Origin of the sequence: Paenibacillus sp. FJAT-27812 (assembly GCF_001273905.1) — a bacterium.
Classification (GTDB): Bacteria; Bacillota; Bacilli; order Paenibacillales; family Paenibacillaceae; genus Pristimantibacillus.
Map to the genome: position 1 here is coordinate 4,776,934 of NZ_LIGH01000001.1, position 22,678 is coordinate 4,799,611.

Genomic DNA, 22,678 nt, shown 5'->3' on the forward strand with positions numbered 1-22,678 from the left:
CAGGGCTATTGTAGAAAAAAGATACCTCCGGAATATGACCAACTTGTATCCATCTTGTAAAATCTCGCAAAAACCGACATGACAGAAGGCTTGTCCCCTTTTTCACGGCGAAAAATAGCGAAATAACCAAATCGACATAGGCTTGGCGGAATTGGCGTCACCAATCAACACAATGGTAAGAACCCCACTAAAGGATATTAGAGATGACAGGTGTTCGTGCAGTTATTATAGACCCCTTTTTCGAGCAGCCAAATTGGTTGTCAAAAGTAGAGTATAGAGAAACGGTCTATCTATCAAAAAATTCAACCGAAGAGGATGCTGTCCTTTTTCTCACACTGCTTTGCGGTTTTAACAACATTGCCATTGATAAAGAGCCAAATGAAGTTGTACAAGAGCTTATTCGTACAGATGAAGTTGCACTTAGCGGCGGAATTGCTTTTGAAGGTCAAGGTAAATTGATTTTACCTAGTTGTTGTTGTGGATTGGAGCAATGGAAAGAGGTAAGGGAAGCAGTTGAGTTAAAGAAAGATGTTTGGCTTGGACATGATCCTTTTCCAACTATCGAATACATCGATGAATCAGTGAGGATTTGGTCGGATGATTACATTGGAAATAGGAAGAAAGAACCGATTACAGAGCAAGAAAGACAAAAGATGTTTTTCATTACATATAGCCATCATGATTTGATAGAACAAATGAATGTCATTGAAATGGATTTGTTGGATTTTTTCAAATACCCGTTGGTTAATGCTTTATCGATGGTGGATACTGGCTTGTTGGATGAGCTTTTTGCGATTTATCGTGGATGGTTTAGGTTGGCAAAGAAATAAAACATGCTCTAACTGAGAAAGTCAGCAGCAGTTAGATTGGCAAGATGAACAGGAGTGAAAAGGATGGAGCTTCGCATTTCCAGCGAATCCAATCGTACGGATAAAGCTTATGTGAGAGATCAAATGTATGCGTACAATATGAAGCATTTTCCCGACAACCTAAAAGGCAGGTACCAAGAGGTAAATCTGTTTTTAAAAAATGCGGATGGTCAAATGTACGGCGGGTTGCTAGGAGAAATATGTTGGAACTGGCTGGAGATACACTATTTATTTGTTGATGAAGGACTTCGGAAATTAGGCTATGGAAAAAAACTTTTGATTGAAGCCGAGAAAATAGCGTTTGAGAAAAACTGCGATTTCATAAAACTGGACACGTTAAGCTTTCAGGCGCTGGATTTTTATCAAAAACAAGGGTATGAGGTGTTTGGTGCGATTGAAAATGCGGGCAGCTATACGCACTATTATTTAAAAAAGAATCTATAACAAGCAAGGAGCAGTCCCATCTCGGGAGCTGCTCCTTGCTTGTTTCCTTTCTAATCCTGCTGGCTTCGCAGGTAAGCCGCATATTCTTCCGTAAATTCGAGCGCTTGCTCGAAATCGGACGATAGGAGCGAAAGCGCCGCGACAACAGCGTCCTTTCCCGTTTCGGTTAGAGCGATGATGCGAGGCTGCCGGGGGATACGCAGCTGAGTATGATCGTGATACACGACGGTGACGATGGTGCCAAGCCGTTCATTGCTCTGAGAATAGACGGTGCTCCACATCCAGCGCTGCTGGTCGTTCTCCTCCTCGTTTCCCCATTCCCTAGAAATATCAAACTCGCCTGGAAAATGCGGCTCAGGACGGAATCCGTTCTCCTTTAGCTGTCTATGGATTGGTAAAAATAAAAGGTTCAAATAGGTGCCATATGCCATATCGCCTGCCTCATGATATGCCCTCAGCAATTTATCTTGATTGCGGGAAAATACAGTTTGCCAGTTCTCCGTCACATGCTCTTCAACGTAACTGGCGATCGCGTCAATTGAGCCCTCGTGACTTGCCTCCAAGTAGGCTTTTAATGGCTTTGCTTGATTCATCGTTTTATCCCCTTCCATTGTATTCAAACGATCTTTCACTTTCCTTTTAAGCTTACAACATTCATGCAAATGATAAGGTTCATCCGATTTCATTCCAGTAAACAGCCTTGTTTTGAAAAAAACATTAACAGATAAGTTTAACCTTTACCGTTAAAATTGAAAAAGCAGACCACCGATGATCGGCAGCCTGCTCTACTCTGTTCATGCATTAGGATTTTAAATCACCGCTGTCGATAATAACGACGTCGATCGTAAATTCCTGTTTAAGCTTTGGAAAATAAGTCTCTTTCCATTTCTTCCTTTGTTCTTCAGACATTTGGTTTCGGAAGTATTGGCCGATTCCCAAAATATCGGATTTATTGGCCTGCAACCTGGTAAGGAGGCTTAAATATCTTTTTCTCATTAGCGCTTCAAGATCTTTTTTAATCTGGTCATTAGTAGGGTTACCTTGCTTCTCTTCAATCACGCCCATTAGTTTCATATGGCTTGTAAGCTTTGGCGTTGAACCGGACCAATCTGCATGGTTGGAAACATGAGCATTGTCAAGCGATACGGTAGAACTATTCATAACCTCAACCGTCCCGCCAGAGTATTGTCCTTGGTAAAGATTGTAGATAAGCGTCTCTTCAATCGATATTTTGCCGACCATTCGCGCTTTGTTCATAATAGCGGAGCCTTTGGATAAGAATGGCGTTGCCGTTCCTTTGGCGATTATAGGGATGGCGGTATCCTCCGTATCAGTATAGATTCCGCGGTAGGCTTCCCATAAATGAATAATGGAAATGTTAGGCGTCCAGCCGGAATCCTTGCCGAAAAAATCATAGGCAGATAAGCCGACATTTATTTTCTTTTGATCATGCATGACTTCTTCAAAATCTCCCGAAACGATAGCGATTAAAGCCTTTGGCGAGATTTCTCTTGAACGTACCGCAAACTCAATCGATTCTTTAATGCTATCTTTTGCAACTTCTTCACTAATAAGAAGCAGCTTTAAGTGCAATAAATCAATGCTTTCCTCCGCATGGGTGCGAAGCATATCTATCGCCTTATCGATCGTTTTCTCGTCGGCATCGATCGTTCTTGTCGAGTTATTTTCCGGATTAGGAATGCGCAAATAAAGATGGACGTTCCCGTTTTTTCCTTTGTCTATGCCCATGACCACGGGAAGCAGCCGTTTATCTATATCCTTATTGTTCCAACAGCCGGTTAAAAAAGCGAAGAAGCTCAAGAGCAGCACGAACCGAGCCAAGTTTTTAATAATCATGCCGCTTGCCTCCTTTTGATCAGCCCCATAGCAAATACAGCTGCCGGTATGACGAGTATGCAGTAATAACGAATTTGCGTATCCACCCAGATGAGCGATTGGACGGAGTTCCAAGTAGGTAAAAATCCAGCAAGCGCCAATACCGCAGCCGCTAGAATAATGGATAGTATCGTAACCGAGAACGGCAGATAGAGCCTTTGAATGACATTGATCATCATCCAAAGCACCAAAGAAGCATATACAAACACCGAAGTAAGCGTGCAAGTAATATAAAACAAGGTCAGTCTATCAAACATGATCCAGCTGATATCGATGGAGTCCATCGAAATGATGGTGGGAAACTGAAAGCGGACGGAGGTTTCCTGGCTAAAGATAAGGATAGGAATATACACCATCGCGAAATAAAAAACCAATAAGCTAAGATAGGTCCAAAAAATATTTTTATGCTTTTTTAAAATGGGGTATTTGTGAAGGGGAATCAAGCCCAAAAAGAGAAAACCGGTATGAGCGAACAGGCTTGAATAAAAATCAGGGCTATTTAGAAAAGATAATTTGGCATCAACCAGCGGATAGCTGTTTTTTATATCGAAATTTCCAAAGGAAGTAATGAACGAGAACACCGTGATGGGCATGCATAGTATAAAAAGAATAATGGTAGACCTTATAATGGTATCGATTCCTTTCCAGGCAGCATACAAAGGGATTACTACCAATAATACGATTGTCCATATCGGATATTCGGGCAGGAAGGTGACCGTCAGCATTTCCGCATGAACCCGCAGGATGACGCTAAGGTCTACAAAAAAGAACAGGATTAACGGAAGAAGGAAGATCCGGGCTGCCCATTTTCCGATTAAATCATTAAAAATATCAACGAGATCCATTTTAGGAAAAACAGCAAGGCCTTTCAAATACACCCACATCAATATCCATTCCAAAAAAAAGCCTACTAAAATAGGCTCCCAATGTCCGCTCTTCGTAGATCCGATAATTTTTTCGGGATAGATTAAAAGTATAGTAGCCAGGTGAATCAAGAAAAAGGTAACTAATGGAGCATATTTAGTCATTTGTACCTCCGGATTTCATGCTTGAGTTGAGGTATGGGTATTGGAACGTCGTTACGCTTGCTATGTAAAAACAAACCCAGACCACGCCGGACAGCGTGCCTAGCAGGCCGTAAATCGCGCTAATAATTAAAATGATGTATTTGAATAACCGTATCATAAACGCATTTTGGTAGCCGACCAAAGTGAAATTCGCGATCGTTGTTGCGGCTAATATAATAATTAATAAATTGCTGACCAGTTTCGCTTGAACGACAGCCTGGCCGAGAATGATCCCGCCTACCATCGTAACGGTGGGTCCTATGCTTTTTGGAAGCCGTAGGCTTGCCTCGATAATCATTTCCAATATGCCTAGCATGAGCAGCACTTCAACTAAAGCAGGGTAGGGAACACCTTCTCTGCTTAAAGCGACGGACAATGCGAGCTGGATACGAAGAACCTCGGGATTGACAGAAACTAATGCCACATAAAGCCCAGGGGCAATCAAGCCAACGAATAGACCAAGCATTCGTATTGCACGTATAGTGACCATAAAAACAAACGGAAAATTACGATCCCCATGCATGCTCCATAGATCATTAGCAAATCCAGGAACGGCAAGCGCGTAAGGATAATGATCCAAAAAGATAACAATTCTGCCTTCCATTAAATGCCGAACGGTTTCCGAAGGGATTTCTGTTGCAACGAAGGCCGGAACAAGGCTAAATTTCGGCAAGCCCAATGCGCTTGATAGATCTTGGACGCTTTCAATCTCTTTTTCTTTATTTTTTTCCAAAAGAAAGATAATGCGCTGCACCACTTTTGGCTGAGATTTGCTGCTTACATGAAACAGGCTAATTCTGCGCGGATTAAACGCCCCTAACATATAATTGCCAATAACCAAATCCTTCGAATTGATTTTAGTCCGCAACATGCTGATATTCGTTTTGATATCCTCTGTAAAGGCGTCGAACGACGATTCGATTACATTTTCTGATTGCGGGACGTCAACATTTCTAGCGATGCGGGGATGAGTCGGATTGATCATGACATGAGTTAAACCGTCTTCCGAAAAAAGGCTGAGCCTGCCGCTCAGAAGAGCTTGCACGATATTATCAAAGGAGTTCTCAAAGGTACCGCCGGTTGTTAAAACGATTTGCTCTAGCGTATCTTTTTTTTCGTTGAAATGAATTTCAAGCTGAAGCAGCGACTTTCTTGTTTCACGGATATCAACAAGCGATTCGAAATAGCAAAGGTGAACCGTTGATCCGTAAAGTGAAAACTGCTCCGATACAAAATCAGAGCTTTCCTGAAAAAACAGATTAATTTGGTCATATAGATTTGACGGAACGATTGGATCCATATATTTTCCACCCCCCAATAAAATGTTCAAGAACCAGTTTGCCCGAATTTGGGAAGCGGGATACTTGCATATTAGGGTTAAAGGCGGCAAGATCGATGAATAATAGGGCAGGATGGCGCGCGGGGATCGCTCTACTAGCTTTGGGACGTACAAGGGAAAAGCCCCCGCACATACTCTTTAAGCATGTGAGAAGGCTTCGGATTTAATCGGTTGTTACGAATTCAAACTTGCCAAAGCGAGAAGGGATATGATAATTGATGGCATAGGTCGGCTGCCAAGCTTGAAATTGCCTGCTGCCATTTGTTCCTTCGTCGATGCGGTAAAAATTCACTTTCCAACTGACGCCAGGCTCTGGCTTGCGCTTGAAATTAATGGCAGGAATGCGGATGCCGTAGCTCAAAATCCCATTGCCTGCCTCTTCGACGATCGTTTGCAGCTCTTTGAAGCTCCATGCCATATCCGTACCTGTAATAGATTTATTGCCATCATTCTCGATTCTAGCGTCAAAAACAACGTTGCGCGGACTAACCTCAAGCTCAAAGTAGCTTTGGCCGAGGCCTTCTTCGTCAATGAACAATTCTACGACATCCTGTTCATATAACGGTTCGTCTTTCTGCGTGAAATCCGATACGATATGATTGTCCTGACACATGAAACGAACGTATAAGCTATCTGCGCTCCAGCAGGCCCGAACCTCCGTTGACTCCAAGGGAGACAGTCCTGTCACGGTGTCCGTTAATTCTACATGGCTGCAATCGTTCCAGTCCACCGTTTCTAATCGATTGGGCAGGCCGATAAACTTAGCTGGTTTACAGTAATAAATGTCGGACGTGCTCTGATCATTGCCTGACAATAGCTACACCTCATTTTTAAATAAAAATCTTTCCATCATTACTATATATTAATGGCCACTCAACTAAAAGCATGAGGAGGAAAATAACGATGTTTGAAGTGTTCGATTTGAGAGAGAGGATGGACTTTTTTGATGAAGCTGAAACGAGCTAAGCTAATTGAGGTAGATAAAGAGGCACTCAAAGGGAGCCTAACTTCGTTTCATTAATTATTATGGCTCCTTGTTGCAAAATGGGCGCAATCACATCTAAGTGGTTGCGCCCATACGTTTTGAAAATTAGCTGCGAATATCCGTGTGTTACTTGCTCTTGAGTTGAAAATCCTCATCCCATTTATACTTTTCGTTATAAATATCCATAACCTCATCGTATAAGGAGCTGGAGCCCGGACTGCTCTGTACGATCCGATAGAGACGCAGAAAACGGTCTTTAGGAAGCTTGCGCGCGTAACGCAATACCAAATAGGGATATAACGAAATGTATCGCTTCATTCTGACCGCAGCGCCTGTAACGCCGATTAGAATGCTCTCCCCTTGCTCCATTTTCAAAATCTGGGCTTCATGCAGCAAAACATACCGGAACGTATTCTCCTTAATCAAGTCCCGCCTGACTTTTGCGATCTCGCCTATATACCGGGCAAGGTCGGGATTAAAATGGTTCATCAGCAGCGGTTCCAGCATGAGATCCATATCCTTGCGCAGCACAAACGATTGCAGCAGCAATATTTGCTCGACGCGAAGCTGGTCGGTATGGACAAGCGCTCCGATTTCACGCAGCATTTCATATGCGAGCGGCTTATCGCCGTCATGAAAGACTTGAATGGCCATTTCCCGGTCATTCACGAGGCCTGCAAAGAGAGTATAAGCTTCTCTCTGAAATAATTTTTCAAGCTGCATGAGTAAAAGTGCAGGGGTCGAGCGTCTTTGCATCGTCCATAATAGAGCGAGTAAAAGCAGTGACCCTGCTGCGAATAGACTAGTCTGCATGGCTGACTCGCTCATCACTAGGCCAATGGTCATGATTAACAATACAATAAGCCGTGATCTCCACATCGACCTCTGCAAAATAGCGGCAGCGCGTTCTTCCACATTTTGCAGGGCAGGTTTGTTGCAAACCGGGCATTCCGATTCGCCAAGGACAGTGAAGTGATTGCAGCGACGGCAAATTTTAAGCTTCTCATAAGGATAGCGTGTTTTAATATAAGGGTTGAGTAGTACCGGCAGCTTCTTTATCATTCGCGATCACGCTGCCCGCTGCTTTTTAGAATAGATAAGACTAGCTTGTTAACTTGCTCGGGAGATGGGGCCTGTCTCCTGCGTGAACGATAGCTGATGACGCTGATTGTGACAAAAAGAAACAATAGTCCAAGACAGACGTATGTAACCATGTGCTGTACCTCGCTTACAGTAAAAGTGATTTATGGAAATCTATCAGGTATACTTAATTTATAGTATAACATTATACTTGGAGCAGTGACTAACAGTGACTATCGGACTAGCATGGGAGAACCGTTTGTCCTATTACAAAGGAGTACAAAAATGAACCGACTAAAACGTATTACACGACATCTCATAATGGCTTCCGCCATTTTGCTGCTGCCTTTTAGCAGCTTAACTACGGCACACGCGGCCAAAGGCGCCTCGCAAATCGATGCGGTGCTGGTGCTTGATGTAAGTCATTCAATGAGTACGAGCGATCCTAGCAAAATCGGCAATGAAGCGATGAAGATGTTCATCGACATGCTGTCGACTAAAGGGGATCGGGTCGGAATCGTGGCCTATACCGACGAAATTCAGCGCGAGAAGGCGCTTCTAGAAATTCAGTCGGCGGGTGATAAAGAGAATCTGAAAGGGTTCATCGACAAGTTGAACCGCGGCGCTTATACCGACGTATCGGTCGGCGTGAAGGAGGCCGTTCAAATTTTGGACGATGCTGCCGATCCTGATCACGAGCCCATGATTATTTTGCTGGCTGACGGCAACAACGATTTTAATAATAAATCCGGCAGGACGCAGGCCCAGTCCGACGCGGATATGGAGAAAGCCTTAAAAGAGGCAAATGACAAAGATGTGCCGATCTATACGATCGGATTGAACGCCGACGGCAAATTAAATAAGGAAGCTTTGGCTAAGCTTTCAGACGTAACCGGGGGCAAATCGTTCTCCACCAATTCAGCCGATGATTTGCCGCAAATATTAAGCGAAATTTTTGCGAGCCATCTTGAGCTGAACGTCGTTCCGGTCGATTCGTTTACGGCAAACGGCAGCTACCAGGACGTGAAAATTTCTGTTCCGAACTCCAATGTGCTGGAAGCGAACATTTCGATCATGTCGTCGAAGCCGGTTGAAGCGAGGCTGCTTGATCCGTCAGGCAAAAGCGTCCCGATTCCGTCGGATGACGTTCTGCTGTCCAAGTCAAAGAGCTATTCCTTAATCAAGCTGCTATCGCCGTCTGAAGGCGATTGGACGCTTCAGGTAAAGGGTGTCAATCGCGATAAAATCGATATAAATCTCATCTTTAACTACGATTTGAGCTTGGCGATGGACCCGCTTGCCAAGACAACCTATTCGAAGGGCGACAAAGTGAAATTCAGCTCCTATCTGGTCAGCGGCGGACAAAAGTTAGCGGATGCGGCGCAGTACAGCAACATGAGCGCGGTTTTACTCGTTAAAGATTTGGACACAGGTAAAACCGAAGAAGTGCCGCTGCAAAACGCGGGCGACCATTTCGAAGGTACGTATAAAGTTGCGGACGAGCATGATTATGAAATCAAGGTGAAGGCGGAGGAGGAAAGCTTCTTCCGAGAAACCGATCCGGTAACGATAACGGCCAAATCAGGGGGGACGGGACAGACGGCACCGACGCAGCCAGCAGATACGCAGAAGAAACCATTCCCGATTGTACCTGTCGTGTTGGGCGCGATTGGTTTAGTGGTGCTGCTGGCGGCAGCCTATTTCATCATGAGGCTTTTGAAGCAAGCGAACCGCGGCTTTGTCGGCCAGATCGTCATCGAAATTCGTGATGAGAACACAGGCGACAAAACGTCGCCGCAATACAAGAAGCTGTCTGCCTTTAAGGGCAAGCTGCTGCTTCACCAGCTGCTGCAGCTGGCGCCTGAGCTGAGGGAGACCGAGAAAGTGGTCTTTAAACCAGGCAGCAACGACCGCATTTTGCTGCAAAACGGCTCCGCTTGCACGATAGAGAAGTCGGGGCGGGCAATCGATGCGACTCGTGATTTTGAAATGAAGAGCGGTGACCGGATTACGATTTCGCTGAAGCAAGTGGACAAAACCATATTTATCGAATATCTCGTGTAAATAGAGCCCAGGAGGTAACAAACCATGAAACCAATCGTAAGAGAACATATACAGCAGCTCGACGTATCGTTAGGCGGCGGGATCGTCAGCGAGAAGATTAGAGTCGACACCATCGATAACCCGATTTTGATTATTGGGCTTGGCGGTACAGGCATTGATGCTTTGCTTCGCTTGAAGTATCAAATTAACCGCCGCTTTAAGCTGCCGGAAGATCCGGTTTCCAAGCGGAAGCTGGAGAAGCCGGATAACGTTGAATTTCTTGCTTTCGAGACCAATGAGCAGGATCGCAACAAAAAATATAAAGGAATCGGGCTCGACCCGATTAATGAATTTGTGCTGCTGTCCAACGCCGAGGTTGGTGGATTGCTGCAAAACCGCAGCATTTTGGAGCCGTACATTACCGATTGGCTCTCGCCAGAGCTGAGCATTACCGATGGCATGAACGGTGCCGCTGGCGTGCGCCAAGCCGGACGACTATTGCTGTTCACGAAGATCAACCAGGTCGTGCAAAGCATTGACAAAAAAATTAAGACGCTGTCGGTCGGCACGAACAAGAAGCTGATGGTATTTCTGCTTACTGGCCTATCGGGCGGAACGGGCAGCGGCTGTTTCCTCGATATTTCGTATATCGTCAGAGGAATCATCGAGCGCGATCATGGCGCAGCAGGCATCGACCGCGTGAATACGCTTGGTTATTTGTTCACGCCGGACATAAACCTTTCGAACAAAAGCTTGAGCGACCATACACGCGAGTATATTAAGAAAAACGGCTATGCCGCACTAAAGGAACTCGATTATTGGATGAATGTGGATAGCAGAGGAGAGCGGTTCAAGCAGCAGTACGGCAATATTTTGTCCGTAAACTCGCCGCTTCCGCCATTTAACCTATGCCATCTTATTTCGGCGACAAACGCGGAAGGCAAGCTGCTCGAAAATGCCTACGATTATTGCATGAACGTGACGGCGGAGAACATTACAAACTTTATTTCCAGCGAGGAAAAGCAGTCTGGCGAAGAGTTCGCCATTCATGACTATATTAGCAACATTCGGACGAACATCGCCCAAATGAACAAGATGTACCCGGCTAACTATGATTACAACATTATCGGAGCTTCCTCGGCCGTTTTGCCTATTGAGGAAATGACAACCTATTTGGCCTATCGTCTCTTTAATAAAATGGACAAAATGTTTGAGAAGGCGCCAAGCCAGGACGACGTGGAGAAGTTTGCGCGCAAGCTAGGCATCGATCTCGAAACGATGATGAAGACATTTGATTCGCGCGTGCCGGAGCCGCTTCCAGGCTTTGAGAATAGCGAGCGCCTCAGCTATAACAACGTGATCAAAATGCAGGCCGTGAACATGGATACGGAGCTCGAGCAAAACTTCCTAGCACGCGCGCGCGAGGAATACATCAAGGCCAAAAAACAGCTTCCAGGCGAAATCGTCGGGCAATTTACCGATCAAATTCGCCGTACGTTCCTACATCCGGAGCAGGGACCGTTCTACGTATCGCGCCTTTTGTATACGGAGAAAGGCTTTTGCTTATTGAAGATGCTGCTTTCCTATATTGAGACGCTTCGTGAAGGCTTGACGCGGCTCCCGCGCGAGATTGAAGCGGCTAGGGAGCAAGCGGAGGAGCGCATGGGCGATGCGAAAAGCGCGTTCGTGTCCAAAGACAAGAAGAAAAACAATTATATCGAAGCGAAAATCAATGAGTACTGGCTGCTTGCCGATGTAGAGCGCATGGAGCAATTGATTGAATTTTATGAGGATCTTCATCAGCTGCTTAACAACGAGAACAACCGGATCTATAACGTGTTCACCGAAATCTTAAACGTACTTAATACGATCTTTGCCAAAAACGGCGATATTCTCACGAACGGCGACGAGCAGGCGGACCATAAAGGGAACAAAACGTATTATTGGAATATCGTTGGGGTGCCGGACATTTCCGATGTCATCAGCCGTTTGATGGATAAGAAGGACGGGGACGATCTGATCCGCGACTTTACGCAGGAGCTGCTCGATCATTCGAACCTTTGGGTGAAGGAGCAGGAAATCGATATCGTCAGCTCGATCTCGGAATTTTTGACCGATAAGTTCGGCGATCTCATTACGAAATCGATGGAAGAATTTCTGGTCATGAAATACGGGAACGATGAATCGATCGAGAAGTTTGTTGAGCGCCATATCGCAAGCAAGCTGGATGAGGAAGCAGTGCCTGTATTCCATCTCAGCAATAGCTCAGGCAATTTGCATGTGCCGTCATGGGGCTTCGTATCGGTGCCTGTACAGGCGCCTAGCATTTTGCGAGGCATTCGAAACTATCAAAATAATTCGATCGGCAAATCCCACTTCACGATCAAGGAAAGCGAAGTGAAAAACCGGATTTTCTGGTTGAATACGCGAAACGGCGTGCCTTTATTCGTTTATACGCCGCTTAAGGTATATGAGGAAAGCTATGAGCGGACGATTTTGGACAAGGAAGGCATTGGGCGCCACTTGGTGCAAACCGACCGCAACAACTGGACGTACTTGCCGTCTCCGATTCCGGAGAAGTCATGGGGCGATACGTATGTCAATCCGCGCGTGCAGAGCTATAACGCAAGAGTTCGCGCCGAGTTTGCGAAAGCGGAGAGCTTCCGTGTAATCGCGGAGAAGGGCATTGATCAAAATACGAGCAGCCGTTATTCGGTTCGCTTCACGAAGCCGTTCGATCTGGCAAATACGCTAAAGCCATTTAATATGCAGCTTGATGCCGCAAAACCTAATTTGGGCGAGGTGAAACGCGCATTAAACGAATTGAAGCGCCTGCTCTCCGAAGGGCTGGAGCTTGAATCGACCAAAGATATTTTCGGAAGCTTCACGGAGGAGCTTGCCCAAGAAAATCTAATTCGCTCGCCGGAGCAGTTAAGCCGGGTTCGCGAGGAGCTCTCGAAGTATGAGGCGATTGCCATCAAAGCAAACGAGCTTGAACAGCTTCTTCACCAGCATCAGGATGAGGAAAAATGGCTGGATCAATTTATCGAGGCGCTGTACACGGATACGATCTGCAAGAAGGGCGCGCTATACGTATATGACCGCGATCCTGAGGAAGAGGCATGGTCGCCCTTCGCTAACTTGATGAAGAGCAGCAGCTATGTCGAGCATGAAGTGTTTGAGGGCTTCCGTCGCCTCGATGAGAAAAACCGAAGCACGCTGATGCGCAAAGCTGGGCGCAGAGTCAATGAATTGACCGCAACGGAGGATACAAAACTGCTGCTTCACAAGCTCGAGGAGCTATTCGGTACCTTCCTTGATGCGCGCGAGCGCCTTGAGTACGAAAAGGTTGAACTTGCAAACGGTGAGGAGCTGCACCGGTTCTACAAAGAGATGACTTCCAAGCTTAATGAAATTCGCAGAAAGTTGAAATAGCGATGAGAGTTGCGCTGGGTCAATATGCGGCCGATTATTCGGCCTCCGAACAGAAATTAAGTGGACTTGAGGATGATCAGAGCAGCATCCATTATCCGACGGTCTTTTTGTTCATCGGCGATGAAGCGGGTCAAGCGATAGAGCCGATGATTCGCTCGAATGAGCTGAAATGGGATAACAATGCCGGTGTTATTTACCTCCATGTATCATCGGGAGAGGCAAGCAGCGTAGAGTCAGCTGCGAAGGTCATGCGAGTGACGATGAACGGGCTATCGAAGGACAAAGGCGATAACAAGTCAGTACGCAAGGATATTGCACTACACTTCCGCGAGGATGGGCGTTACTTGGTTGATCTCAATCGAGCGCTGCGCCAGGTTAGCGATACGATTGCCGATTATGGACGGCTGTACGCTTCCTTCGATCGGCTTCACCTTGCCGTTATAACAAGAGTTGATGATCCGATGAACGTGCTCGTTCCAGAAATATCGCTGCTCGCGCAATCGATTTTTTTGCAGCTATTCAAATCGGTGCAAATGGATTTGTACGGCTTGATCAACGAGCGCGAACAATCGGAGACGTTTGGATACGCGGGAGCAGCAGGAATTGGCTTCCTTCGGGAGCTGGAAGGGATGCAGCGGCTGGATTATTCGTACTCCGCGAACCTTCAGGTGACCAGCGATGGCTTGTCGGTCCCAGTCGTTCATAAGCAGTCCCCGTTGTTTGATCTGGTCTATATATTATCTGACCGGAACGAACGGGGAATCACTACGCTTAACGGCATGTTGGATAACTATGAGATCATTTGCCATATTCTTCTGCTTAAGAATAGGAGACGAAAGGACGCTCAGCAGGTGTCCAACGACGGAAGCTACAACAACTCGTCGTTCCGGAATAGTCTGATGTCCGAATCGGGAAGGCAGGGCTTTGTCTCAGCTGGCTTAGCTAAGGTGAAGCGCCCGTCATATTCGATTGCGTTGACCGTGCTGTATCACTTCTTTGAGCAATTGGCAGCGCGGCTGCAAGCGGTGCCTGAGCTTGCCGGCAAAGAGAAGCTGGCGTATTTTGGGCTTGATGCCGAGACGATGGAGGCGCGAGCAGCCCAAATCGTTCCAAGCGATGATCATCTTGCCGATATGTCGGGGCTCTTAACGAGCGGTGTCCGGTATGAGCAGCTGCGCCGCATGTCGCTGCGCGAGGCGGAGACGGCATTGTTCGGCGAAGGCTGCGAAGCATTCTTCCGCAAGCACTTTACCGATGCGGCAGGCATACGACTCGGTGAACTGAAAGCTGCGGATGAGCTTCGCCGCATCCTCGACCGAAATAAAAAAGATCAGCCGCAAATCGGCTTTTATCAGGTGTCCGAGTGGACCGACGAGAATGAGCCGGGCAGCGTGCTGAACGCGGTTCATGGCCGAATAAGAGATTTGTCCAGAGAAATCGCTCTCGCTCAGGATGAGCTGGAACGAACTGCTGAAATGCGGGTTGAGGATTTGAAATTTCAACGGCTACCGTTTATGGACAAGCAAAATTTGCGCTCCTTCATCCGCCTCTTTTTTGATACGGTTTATCGGATGAAATGGCAGCTGCTGCGCTTGGAGACGGAGCTTGCTCTATATCGAAGGTTTGCTGGCGAGCTGGAGCGCCTGCATGAAGAGTACCGAATGAGAGTAGAACAGATGATTGCCCTTGGGACAGAGCTTAAAGCTGCCTCGCTGCAAAGCATTCGTTCGGCGGATGATTATATCGGTCAGAACATCTTCGATTATTATGAGCGCGTAACGGATAGCGTCATGAAGGATATTGAAGAAAAGCGCGGTGCTTCGGCGTTTTTCGAGGAACGGTGCATGGGGAATATGACGGAACTTCTGGAGCAGGGGGATACCGCCTTACTAGAGCGCTTGATTGATGTTTGCCGCAAGCATCTGCTGAGCGCTGAGCCGTTTACGCATTCCTTCGAGGAGGAGCTTCTGCTGCGGGCGAACGTATCCGTGGCTTACAGCAATCGCAAAGCGTTGACGAGGGACGAGCTGTTCCGCCAGCTGTACCGTACGCTTGAGGATAACGCGGCGATCAACATCCGCCTTCTCGACTATACCCATGAGCATCGTTATGAGGAGAAGTACTTATTCGGCGATCGAGATAGCGAATTTATCCGGTATGCGCTTGGCGTTGACGAAACCTCACGCATCTATAAGCTCGGCTGCGTGCATGAGAAGCGCAGCAGCGGCGTTGAAAAATTGAACTTAATGGGCGGCTTTCATTTAGAGGATTTGATGTATTACAGGAACGGCAAAGTATATTATGAAACCTATTTGCAGAATGGGTACGAATTTCATTCGATTGATCCAGCTGTTCTGCCAGAGCTTCGCTGACCGGTATACATCATTAGCCGCGCTGGTCTACTAGCAAGGGGGAAGGGGCTGTCACTATGCAACGAAAAATAAATGGATTTCTCCTGTTGTTCAGCTTAATAGGAGGAGCAATAGGTTTTGCAATCGGCGAGTTTATAATTGGTCAGCTTTCGGAGGGCTGGCCGCGCTTCGTCGTTGTTGGCCTCTATTTTGGGGTTATCGCTTTATGCATCGGGCTGTTTTGCCTGATTGCCGAGCTGATTGCACCGCGCTTAAACGGATCTTCATGGCGGCAGCGTTATACCGGTTTATCATGGAAGCTGCTAGTACCGGCAACGTTGTTGCTATTGTTTGTTGTCGGCGGCTTGGTCCAGCTTGTTTACGGGCTGCAATTCGGCGGCGTGAAGCCGGTAAAGGATATCGTGCTTGCCATTGATAATTCGGGAAGCATGCTGGAGACCGATCCTGACAATGAACGGTATACAGCTGCGAAGCATCTAATTAACAACATGGAAAGCGATAAACGAGCGGCTGTTGTCGTTTTTAGCGATACAGCGGAATTGCTTCAGCCCTTCACAAGCGTTAGCACGCAGGCTGAGAAGGATGCCGTAAATGCATCGATCGACGGGATTGAGCCAACTGATGGCGGAACAAACTTTAATCAAGCGCTCGATGTATCCATAAACACGATCAAGGGCACGGGTGAAGCTGAACGCGGCAAGATGGTCATCCTGCTGTCGGACGGCTTCAGTGAATCCAGCTTGAAGGAGCAGCTTGCAGCTTATCAAGAGCAGCAAATCGTCGTAAATACGGTCGGTCTTAGCGTTGTTGATGCTAGAGGCTCAGCATTGCTCAAGGAAATTGCAGATTCAACGGGCGGAAGCTACTATGACGTGACGGAAGCAAATGGACTCGGGCTCGTGTTCCAAAATATATACGACAAAATAGACAAGCAGACACTCCTGACGGAGCGCACCGGCAAGCTAGCAGACAGTACGTTCTATACGCTGCTTCGTATTTTATGCTTAGCCATAATTGGCGCTGCCATTGGCGTGTCGCTTGGTTTGGTATTCGACAATCGCTTTCTAGCGGTCAGCTTTGGCGCCGGCGGCGTAGCAGGCGGCTTGCTGGCAGGCTTCATTTTGGATTCTGGCTTGTCTGGGCATATGATTTCGGATGGGCTGTCACGTTTGTTTGCAGTTCTTGTACTGGCGGCAATCATCAGCATATTCACGCTTATAGTTCCCGTGAAGGACAGCAACAGCACGAGAACGCGCGGAGGCGGCAGAAAAAGCAGCATCAATGACGTACCTTCCGCAGGCGTAAGCGGACGGACAAAGGATAGCCGCAGCCATGGATTTTAAACGATGCGGGAGGCGGATTTAAATGCGTTTTATCGATGCAGAGGATGGTTCTCCGGTCATCAGTGGCTTGACTCGCGTCATAGAGGAGGACCGCTGCACGCTGCGCTGGATTTGGCCCGGCGGAATAGAAGCGGTTTACATTGGTAAAAAGGCCGCCGAGCAGGCAGGGGACGGCGTGCTGGACACCCGTCAACTAAAGCTGTATACGAAGGCGGAGTATAAAGCGAATAACGGCTATCATAGCCGAATAGAAGGCGTAGGGCTGTTTGTTTTTACGGTGTATGCCTGTCAGGAGGGAAGTGCTGGATCGCAGCTCATCCTTCAGCCTAACCAGGAGAATCGTATTGAAATCAGCGCCGGAAGAGCTAAAATCTATTATTCGATCTCAAGCAAGGGCGGCCTATTTCGAAAGTTTAAAACGATTCAAATTCAGGTGACGACAGAGGTCCCGGTCGCAAAGGATGTCCTTTGTTACGTGAAGAAGCAGGGAAGCTACCCTGCGAACAAGGATGACGGCATGTTATATCCGTTTGTCGCCCCTTTTGCAGCGGGAAAAAATGTGCTGCCTGCCATCGAGATTGGCAAACAGGATTTTATTCGATTGTTTTTCACCGATGGCCGAACTTACGGTCAAATGTACGAGTTGATTTCAGTATAAAGGAGGAAGATCGCATGGGCATTTTCGATCTTTTCAAAAAAAAGCCGGAAGCGAAGGCGCGTCCGTTGTTTTATGATATTGTCTGCCCCTACTGCTTTAGCAAATTTACGCCGGACGAGGTCGTTTTCCGCGCAGCCCATTCCCGTGAGGATGATGAGGATTATGCGCTTGGGGAAGACGAGGAGCTGAACAAATACCGCGAGCGCTTTGGCCTTGATTCCGTGCATGATATGGAAGCGGTGCTTCATCCGGTGGACGTGCCGGAAGAGCATCGCGTTTACTCCGACCATGTGCTGATCGGCATCAATGACCGTTACGGCGAGCTGACACGCAGACGGCTTTGCCCGAAATGCCATAACGAGCTTCCGGTGACCGCAGGCAAGGTGCCAAGCAACATTATTTCGATTATAGGCGCTTCCCAAGTTGGCAAGTCGGTCTATATGACTTCCTTAATCCATACGCTGCAAAATACGACGGCAGATCATTTTAATGCAGCCTGCATGCCGCTTAACGCGGAGATTAGCCGAAAGTTCCGCACTTATTACGAAGAGCCGTTATTCGAGCGCGGCGATCTGCTTGCTTCCACGCAGAAGGAGAAGATGCAGGAGCCGTTTATTTTCCAATTCGTCTTTAAGGATGATTCGAAGCCGCCGCTTACGCTCGTATTTTTTGATGTGGCGGGCGAGGGAATGGTCGAGCAGGATTATCTGGGCTTGCACGGCCAGCATATTAAAAACTCGGCAGGCATCTTGCTAATGGTAGATCCGCTGCAGATTCGTTCGATCCGCGAGAAAATTAGAATGAACATCGGCGACAAGCCGGGTGAATGGGTGTCCCAATATGACGAGCCGCGCGACGTTGTCCTGACGATGTTCGGAGACTTTATTGCGTATCAGGAAAATAACAAAACCGATATACCGACAGCCGTCGTGCTGACCAAAAGCGACATGCTTCATTCCCTGAAGGATGAGGATGGCGAATATATTAAGTCAAACAGCAATATTTTTAACAATATGGTGCACCGCAATTATTTCAATCTAACCGAATTTGAAAATATCGACGGTGAAATCCGGCGTTTCATCGAGAAGGTCGATCGCCCGTTCAAGGGAACGATGGACGTTTATTTCAAGGATACGGCTTATTATGCGGTATCCGCGCTTGGCAGCAATCCCGTGGATCAGAAGCTTCAAACCGTAGTAAGTCCAATCCGTGTGGACGAGCCCTTCATTTGGCTGCTCTATAAGCTGAACTTCATCGAGGGGAGAAGAGAATAGTGCGCGATTCCATGCCCCGCAGGATGATTCAGCAGCAAATGTACGCACGGGAGAGACGCGGTATTTTCAGATCCACGGAGGGCTATGACACGATTGCCAAATCAAGCGGATTAGACCCCGCTTTTATCAAAAAAACGCTCCATCCGTTTTGTGTTTACGATGCGCCTGCCGAGCTTTCCGTGCGCGGAGAGAAGGACGCTTCCGCATATCCCGAGACAATGCATCTGCTGCATCTCGATAATGGCGACGTGCTCCTTGGCCGCAGCGTTTATCAGGCAGCGGATTTTACGGGTCTTCGCAGTGCGTTCTTTACGCATAACTATATCATTCCTGAGAGTCTTGCGAACAATCCGGATTGCGACTATGAACGCTTCCTGCAAGCATCCTTCGAAGGCAGCTATGATATCGCAGGCGGGATGGAAATCGCGGAGTTAGCCGAGCTGCCCGTTCAAGCGGCTGCGGCGGTTAAGCCATCGCATCGTTCGCTCTTATCACTGCTGAATATCGATGAGAAGACATTTAAGCAGCTGCTGTATGCGGTGATGTCAGCTGTCAGCGGCAAGAAGAAGGTCTACATCGCGCTTGACGTGCCGATTGCGCAGCTGCCAGGCAAAGCAAAGCAGCTGATGGCAGTACTTTATGCGAGCTTGCCGTATGCATACCGCAGGCAGCTTGGTTTTATTACTTATGCGAAGGAGCCCCAAAGCCGCAAAGCCGTGCATCTTACTTTCGTGGAGCAGGGAAGCCTGCGGCTTGGCGATCGAAGCATCGAGAAGGATTATACGTTTGATATCGCAAGCGGCCGGATGATGAATGTGGATTTGGACGGTACGGACCAGCCTTATTTGGATTTTGCATGGGATAATTTGGAGCGCCCGGAGCGTGCCGAAAGCTTCTATTCTTTTGCTGAGCTCATGCTGGCAGGAATGGGGCCGGAGCGTCAAATCGCGGCAGCCAGCTATCACGAGCTTTGCGTTATGTATCAGATTGAGGAAGGCAATGAATCGTTGTATGAAGCGCACAAAACGGCAGTGCTTCGCGGTTTGCTCGAATATTTGCAGCCTGCCGGCTCGCTTGATTCGAAGATTCGCCTCAATGATTTGTTCCTGTCTCGATTTGATTATGAATTTGATCGCGTTCGGCAAGGAATTGTGCCGGATGTATTCATTGTGGATGCCTTTAAAGATTATTACCGAATCGACGGCAAGTATCTTGAAAGCAAAATCGTTACTTATTTTATCCTTACCCTTAATCAAGCGAATAGAATGAACGCGCAAGAAACGGTTGCTTCCATTTATGCAGCCGTTGAAAGCAATCCAGCCTTAAGCAAGGCTTTTTTTACAAAGCTGATGGCGGATTCTACGTTGACAGGCAGCTTGTTCATTTCCTTTCTTGAGAAGAAGTTAAAGGCTGCTGCGGGTGCAAAAAGTGTACTTGAGCTGGTTGAGCACTGGGGGAACGTTCATCCAAAGCTGTTTGGCTTTGAGCCTTTCCAAACGCTTGCACGAAATCAGATGACGGATAAGCTGGAGCGGGAACGTTATTCGCTGCCGGCTGTCAGCAGAGTTTTGGCGCAGCTGCGCGGATTGGCTGAAAAAGCTCGGAATGGATCAGGGCTGACTGCATCCTATGATGCCGAAGACCTTTATCAGGAGCTTGAGCTGGCTGCTTATCGCGCGATGCTCACTGAGCTTGATATGGATAAGCTCACCCACGAACAGCTGGGCCAAGCGGATTTTTTAACCTACAAGGATAAGCTGCAGCGATGGAATGGGCAGCTTCAGGACCCAAGGCAAAAATCTGCCGCCCTTATGCTTCTTGTGATATATGAATGGCTGAAGCTGCCGGAGCCTACGGCTGCTATATTCGGCCGGCTGTCACCGGCTGAGATGGACCGAGTACAGCTGACCGGGCGCCGGCTTCTGGCGGGGCAGCTGGAGCTTGCAGATGCTCCGCGCCATGTGCTGGCCTTTCTGCGCAGCTCAGATATGGAATCGGTAGACTATGCGGGGCTGCTCGACTATTTGCAGCGGAATGCGCCAAGTAAAGAGATGATATATGGGTTCTTCCAGCTGTCGGAGAGACATCCTGATTTCATGAAATCGAGAGGCTTCGTGCCTGCCTATAGAACGGCGATCGTCGGTTATTTTGAGAAATATGACCGTGATGCTTTCAAAAAACGTGGGAACTGGAAACAGCATTTCGATAAGGCTGGCCCAGCGCTAACAGCGGTGTATAAGCAAGCCGCCCGGGAGCTATCCTCGCCGCTTTCAAAATTTTTTCGCCGGAATCGCAAAGCGACGCTGATTACTTCGGTTGCGGCGTTAGGCATTATTTTGCTCGTTGCCGGACTTCTGCAATCCATCGCCGGCAAAAGTGATTCGAAGCTAGAGGGCGGCGTTTTGCCTGAAGTGACGCCTACTGTTGAAACGGGCATAACCAAGCCTGATACGATCGTATACGCGGAGCAAAATGAAGCATCCGAAGGCGTAGAAGCGACGACATCCCTTGTCTTTTCATTTAAGGACGCAGCGGCTTGCGCGCAGTTTGCGCCTAGCTCATTAAAGGTAGAGTCGGCGGGTGCCGAAGCAGTTGAGTATACAGACCTAAAGGTTACGCTTACTTGCAGCACGGTAGGAGAAGTATCGCCGACTCCGACTAATTCCGCAGATGCTGCGGTGACCGAGTCTCAGACTCCGTCCACGAGCAAGCCTACCGAGACGCCGGTTAATGAAGGCAGTACAGCCCCTGATGCAACAACTAAATCTGAAAGCACAAGCACCGTAACACCTAGCAGTCAGCCAGATCAAGGCAGCGATGGCGCGATTAGCTTAGACGACTATCCAAGCCGCGTTGAGGTCAATCTAGGCAAGCAGGTCGATCTTCCGGCCAAAAGCATCATCCGAGTCGGAGAAGCGGCATATGAGCTTATCGTGCTGGATGTGCAAGCCAATTGAATGAACATTTCCGCTAGTTAACTTACGCTAAGTTGACTGGCGGTTTTTTTATGCGATGAAAAAAGGTTTGAGAAATATTTTTCGCTGGCACAATTTACAGCAGAAAACTTGGCGGAGCAGCTTATTCAAGCGGTCGAAAGCTATAGTCGCTAGACAATAATCGAACGATCATTTATTATAGGGTCATGAGATAAATAAGCTGACGTGAGGGAGAATGGACCTATGCCCGCTAAAAATTACGATACAAGCACCAAAATTAGCGTCATTCTAACAGGCGCGACGGGGATGGTAGGCGAAGGGGTTTTGCATGAATGCCTTCAGCATGCCGATGTGGAACGGGTATTAATCATCAACCGCAAGCCATCTGGTGTAACCCATCCGAAGCTAACCGAAATCGTGCAAGCCGATCTTTTTGATCTATCTTTGGTAGAATCCCAGCTCGAAGGCTACAATGCCTGCTTCTTTTGCCTTGGCGTGTCATCGGTTGGAATGAGTGAAGCTGAGTACAGCCGAATTACGTATGATTTGACCATGTATGTTGCAGGCTTACTGTCCAAATTAAATCCAGAGATGGTTTTCTGTTACGTGACTGCCGGGGGAACGGATCGAACGGAACAAGGGAGAAGCATGTGGGCCCGGGTGAAGGGAAAAACGGAAAACCACCTGCTGCAGCTGCCTTTCAAAAGCGCATATATGTTCCGTCCCGGCTACATTCATCCGACTAAAGGCTTGAAAAATGCCCATCGTTTTTATGGTGCATTTACGTGGTTGTACCCCGTCCTGCGCCGGCTTATTCCAAGGCATGTCATCACACTCAGCGAGCTTGGCAGAGCAATGATCCACATCGTGAGCAGAGGATATGAAACTTCCATCTTGGAGAGCAGGGATATGGCTAAGGTTGCTCAAAAATAAAGCG

The 22,678-nt window shown here is 47.7% G+C and carries 16 protein-coding genes; 10 read left to right on the forward strand and 6 right to left on the reverse strand.

Annotation, left to right across the window (positions count from 1 at the left end; all coding sequences use genetic code 11):
- Positions 1-203 precede the first annotated feature (203 nt).
- Positions 204-830, forward strand: coding sequence for a hypothetical protein (locus tag ADU23_RS19800; protein ID WP_053375307.1), 627 nt, complete (start codon positions 204-206; stop codon positions 828-830).
- A gap of 63 nt (positions 831-893) precedes the next feature.
- Positions 894-1,313: a GNAT family N-acetyltransferase gene (locus tag ADU23_RS19805; protein WP_053375308.1), complete on the forward strand. Its 420-nt coding sequence runs from the start codon at positions 894-896 to the stop codon at positions 1,311-1,313.
- Between the two features lie 50 nt (positions 1,314-1,363).
- Here the strand turns inward: ADU23_RS19805 and ADU23_RS19810 are convergent, their stop codons facing one another.
- From ADU23_RS19810 to ADU23_RS19835, 6 genes are all read right to left on the reverse strand, one after another.
- Positions 1,364-1,906 (reverse strand): DUF6022 family protein, encoded by a 543-nt coding sequence (locus ADU23_RS19810; protein WP_053377735.1) that lies wholly within the window; start codon positions 1,904-1,906, stop codon positions 1,364-1,366.
- A gap of 208 nt (positions 1,907-2,114) precedes the next feature.
- Positions 2,115-3,170 carry a Ger(x)C family spore germination protein gene (locus ADU23_RS19815; protein ID WP_053375309.1) on the reverse strand — a complete coding sequence of 352 codons (1,056 nt, stop codon included), beginning with the start codon at positions 3,168-3,170 and terminating at the stop codon, positions 2,115-2,117.
- Complete coding sequence (locus tag ADU23_RS19820) at positions 3,167-4,237, reverse strand: GerAB/ArcD/ProY family transporter (RefSeq protein ID WP_053375310.1); 1,071 nt, start codon at positions 4,235-4,237, stop codon at positions 3,167-3,169. The genes ADU23_RS19815 and ADU23_RS19820 overlap by 4 nt, the downstream gene beginning before the upstream one ends.
- Positions 4,230-5,576, reverse strand: coding sequence for a spore germination protein (locus ADU23_RS19825; RefSeq protein ID WP_053375311.1), 1,347 nt, complete (start codon positions 5,574-5,576; stop codon positions 4,230-4,232). Before ADU23_RS19825 ends, ADU23_RS19820 begins: the two co-directional genes overlap by 8 nt.
- A 202-nt stretch (positions 5,577-5,778) precedes the next feature.
- The gene (locus tag ADU23_RS19830) at positions 5,779-6,429 is read right to left on the reverse strand and encodes a carbohydrate-binding family 9-like protein (RefSeq protein WP_053375312.1); all 651 of its coding nucleotides are present in this window, start codon (positions 6,427-6,429) and stop codon (positions 5,779-5,781) included.
- A gap of 297 nt (positions 6,430-6,726) precedes the next feature.
- On the reverse strand, positions 6,727-7,662 hold the full coding sequence (locus tag ADU23_RS19835) for a hypothetical protein (protein ID WP_063846062.1): 936 nt from the start codon (positions 7,660-7,662) through the stop codon (positions 6,727-6,729).
- Positions 7,663-8,001: 339 nt separating this feature from the next.
- On the opposite strand from ADU23_RS19835, the gene ADU23_RS19840 reads away from it, so the two are divergent.
- The 8 genes from ADU23_RS19840 (at position 8,002) to ADU23_RS19875 (ending at position 22,674) form a co-directional block, all read left to right on the forward strand.
- Positions 8,002-9,744, forward strand: coding sequence for a vWA domain-containing protein (locus ADU23_RS19840; protein ID WP_231637623.1), 1,743 nt, complete (start codon positions 8,002-8,004; stop codon positions 9,742-9,744).
- Positions 9,745-9,768: 24 nt separating this feature from the next.
- Positions 9,769-13,158, forward strand: a complete 3,390-nt coding sequence (locus ADU23_RS19845) for a tubulin-like doman-containing protein (protein ID WP_053375314.1) — start codon at positions 9,769-9,771, stop codon at positions 13,156-13,158.
- Between the two features lie 2 nt (positions 13,159-13,160).
- Positions 13,161-15,530, forward strand: a complete 2,370-nt coding sequence (locus tag ADU23_RS19850; protein ID WP_053375315.1) for a transcription initiation factor TFIID — start codon at positions 13,161-13,163, stop codon at positions 15,528-15,530.
- A gap of 56 nt (positions 15,531-15,586) precedes the next feature.
- Positions 15,587-16,873, forward strand: coding sequence for a vWA domain-containing protein (locus ADU23_RS19855; RefSeq protein ID WP_053375316.1), 1,287 nt, complete (start codon positions 15,587-15,589; stop codon positions 16,871-16,873).
- 22 nt (positions 16,874-16,895) lie between these two features.
- Positions 16,896-17,531, forward strand: coding sequence for a hypothetical protein (locus ADU23_RS19860; RefSeq protein ID WP_053375317.1), 636 nt, complete (start codon positions 16,896-16,898; stop codon positions 17,529-17,531).
- A gap of 14 nt (positions 17,532-17,545) precedes the next feature.
- Entirely contained in the window at positions 17,546-18,805 is a 1,260-nt protein-coding gene (locus ADU23_RS19865) for a TRAFAC clade GTPase domain-containing protein (RefSeq protein ID WP_053375318.1), read from the forward strand.
- On the forward strand, positions 18,805-21,762 hold the full coding sequence (locus ADU23_RS19870; RefSeq protein ID WP_053375319.1) for a GAP1-N2 domain-containing protein: 2,958 nt from the start codon (positions 18,805-18,807) through the stop codon (positions 21,760-21,762). The genes ADU23_RS19865 and ADU23_RS19870 overlap by 1 nt, the downstream gene beginning before the upstream one ends.
- A gap of 222 nt (positions 21,763-21,984) precedes the next feature.
- Positions 21,985-22,674, forward strand: coding sequence for an NAD-dependent epimerase/dehydratase family protein (locus ADU23_RS19875; protein ID WP_053375320.1), 690 nt, complete (start codon positions 21,985-21,987; stop codon positions 22,672-22,674).
- Positions 22,675-22,678 lie beyond the last annotated feature (4 nt).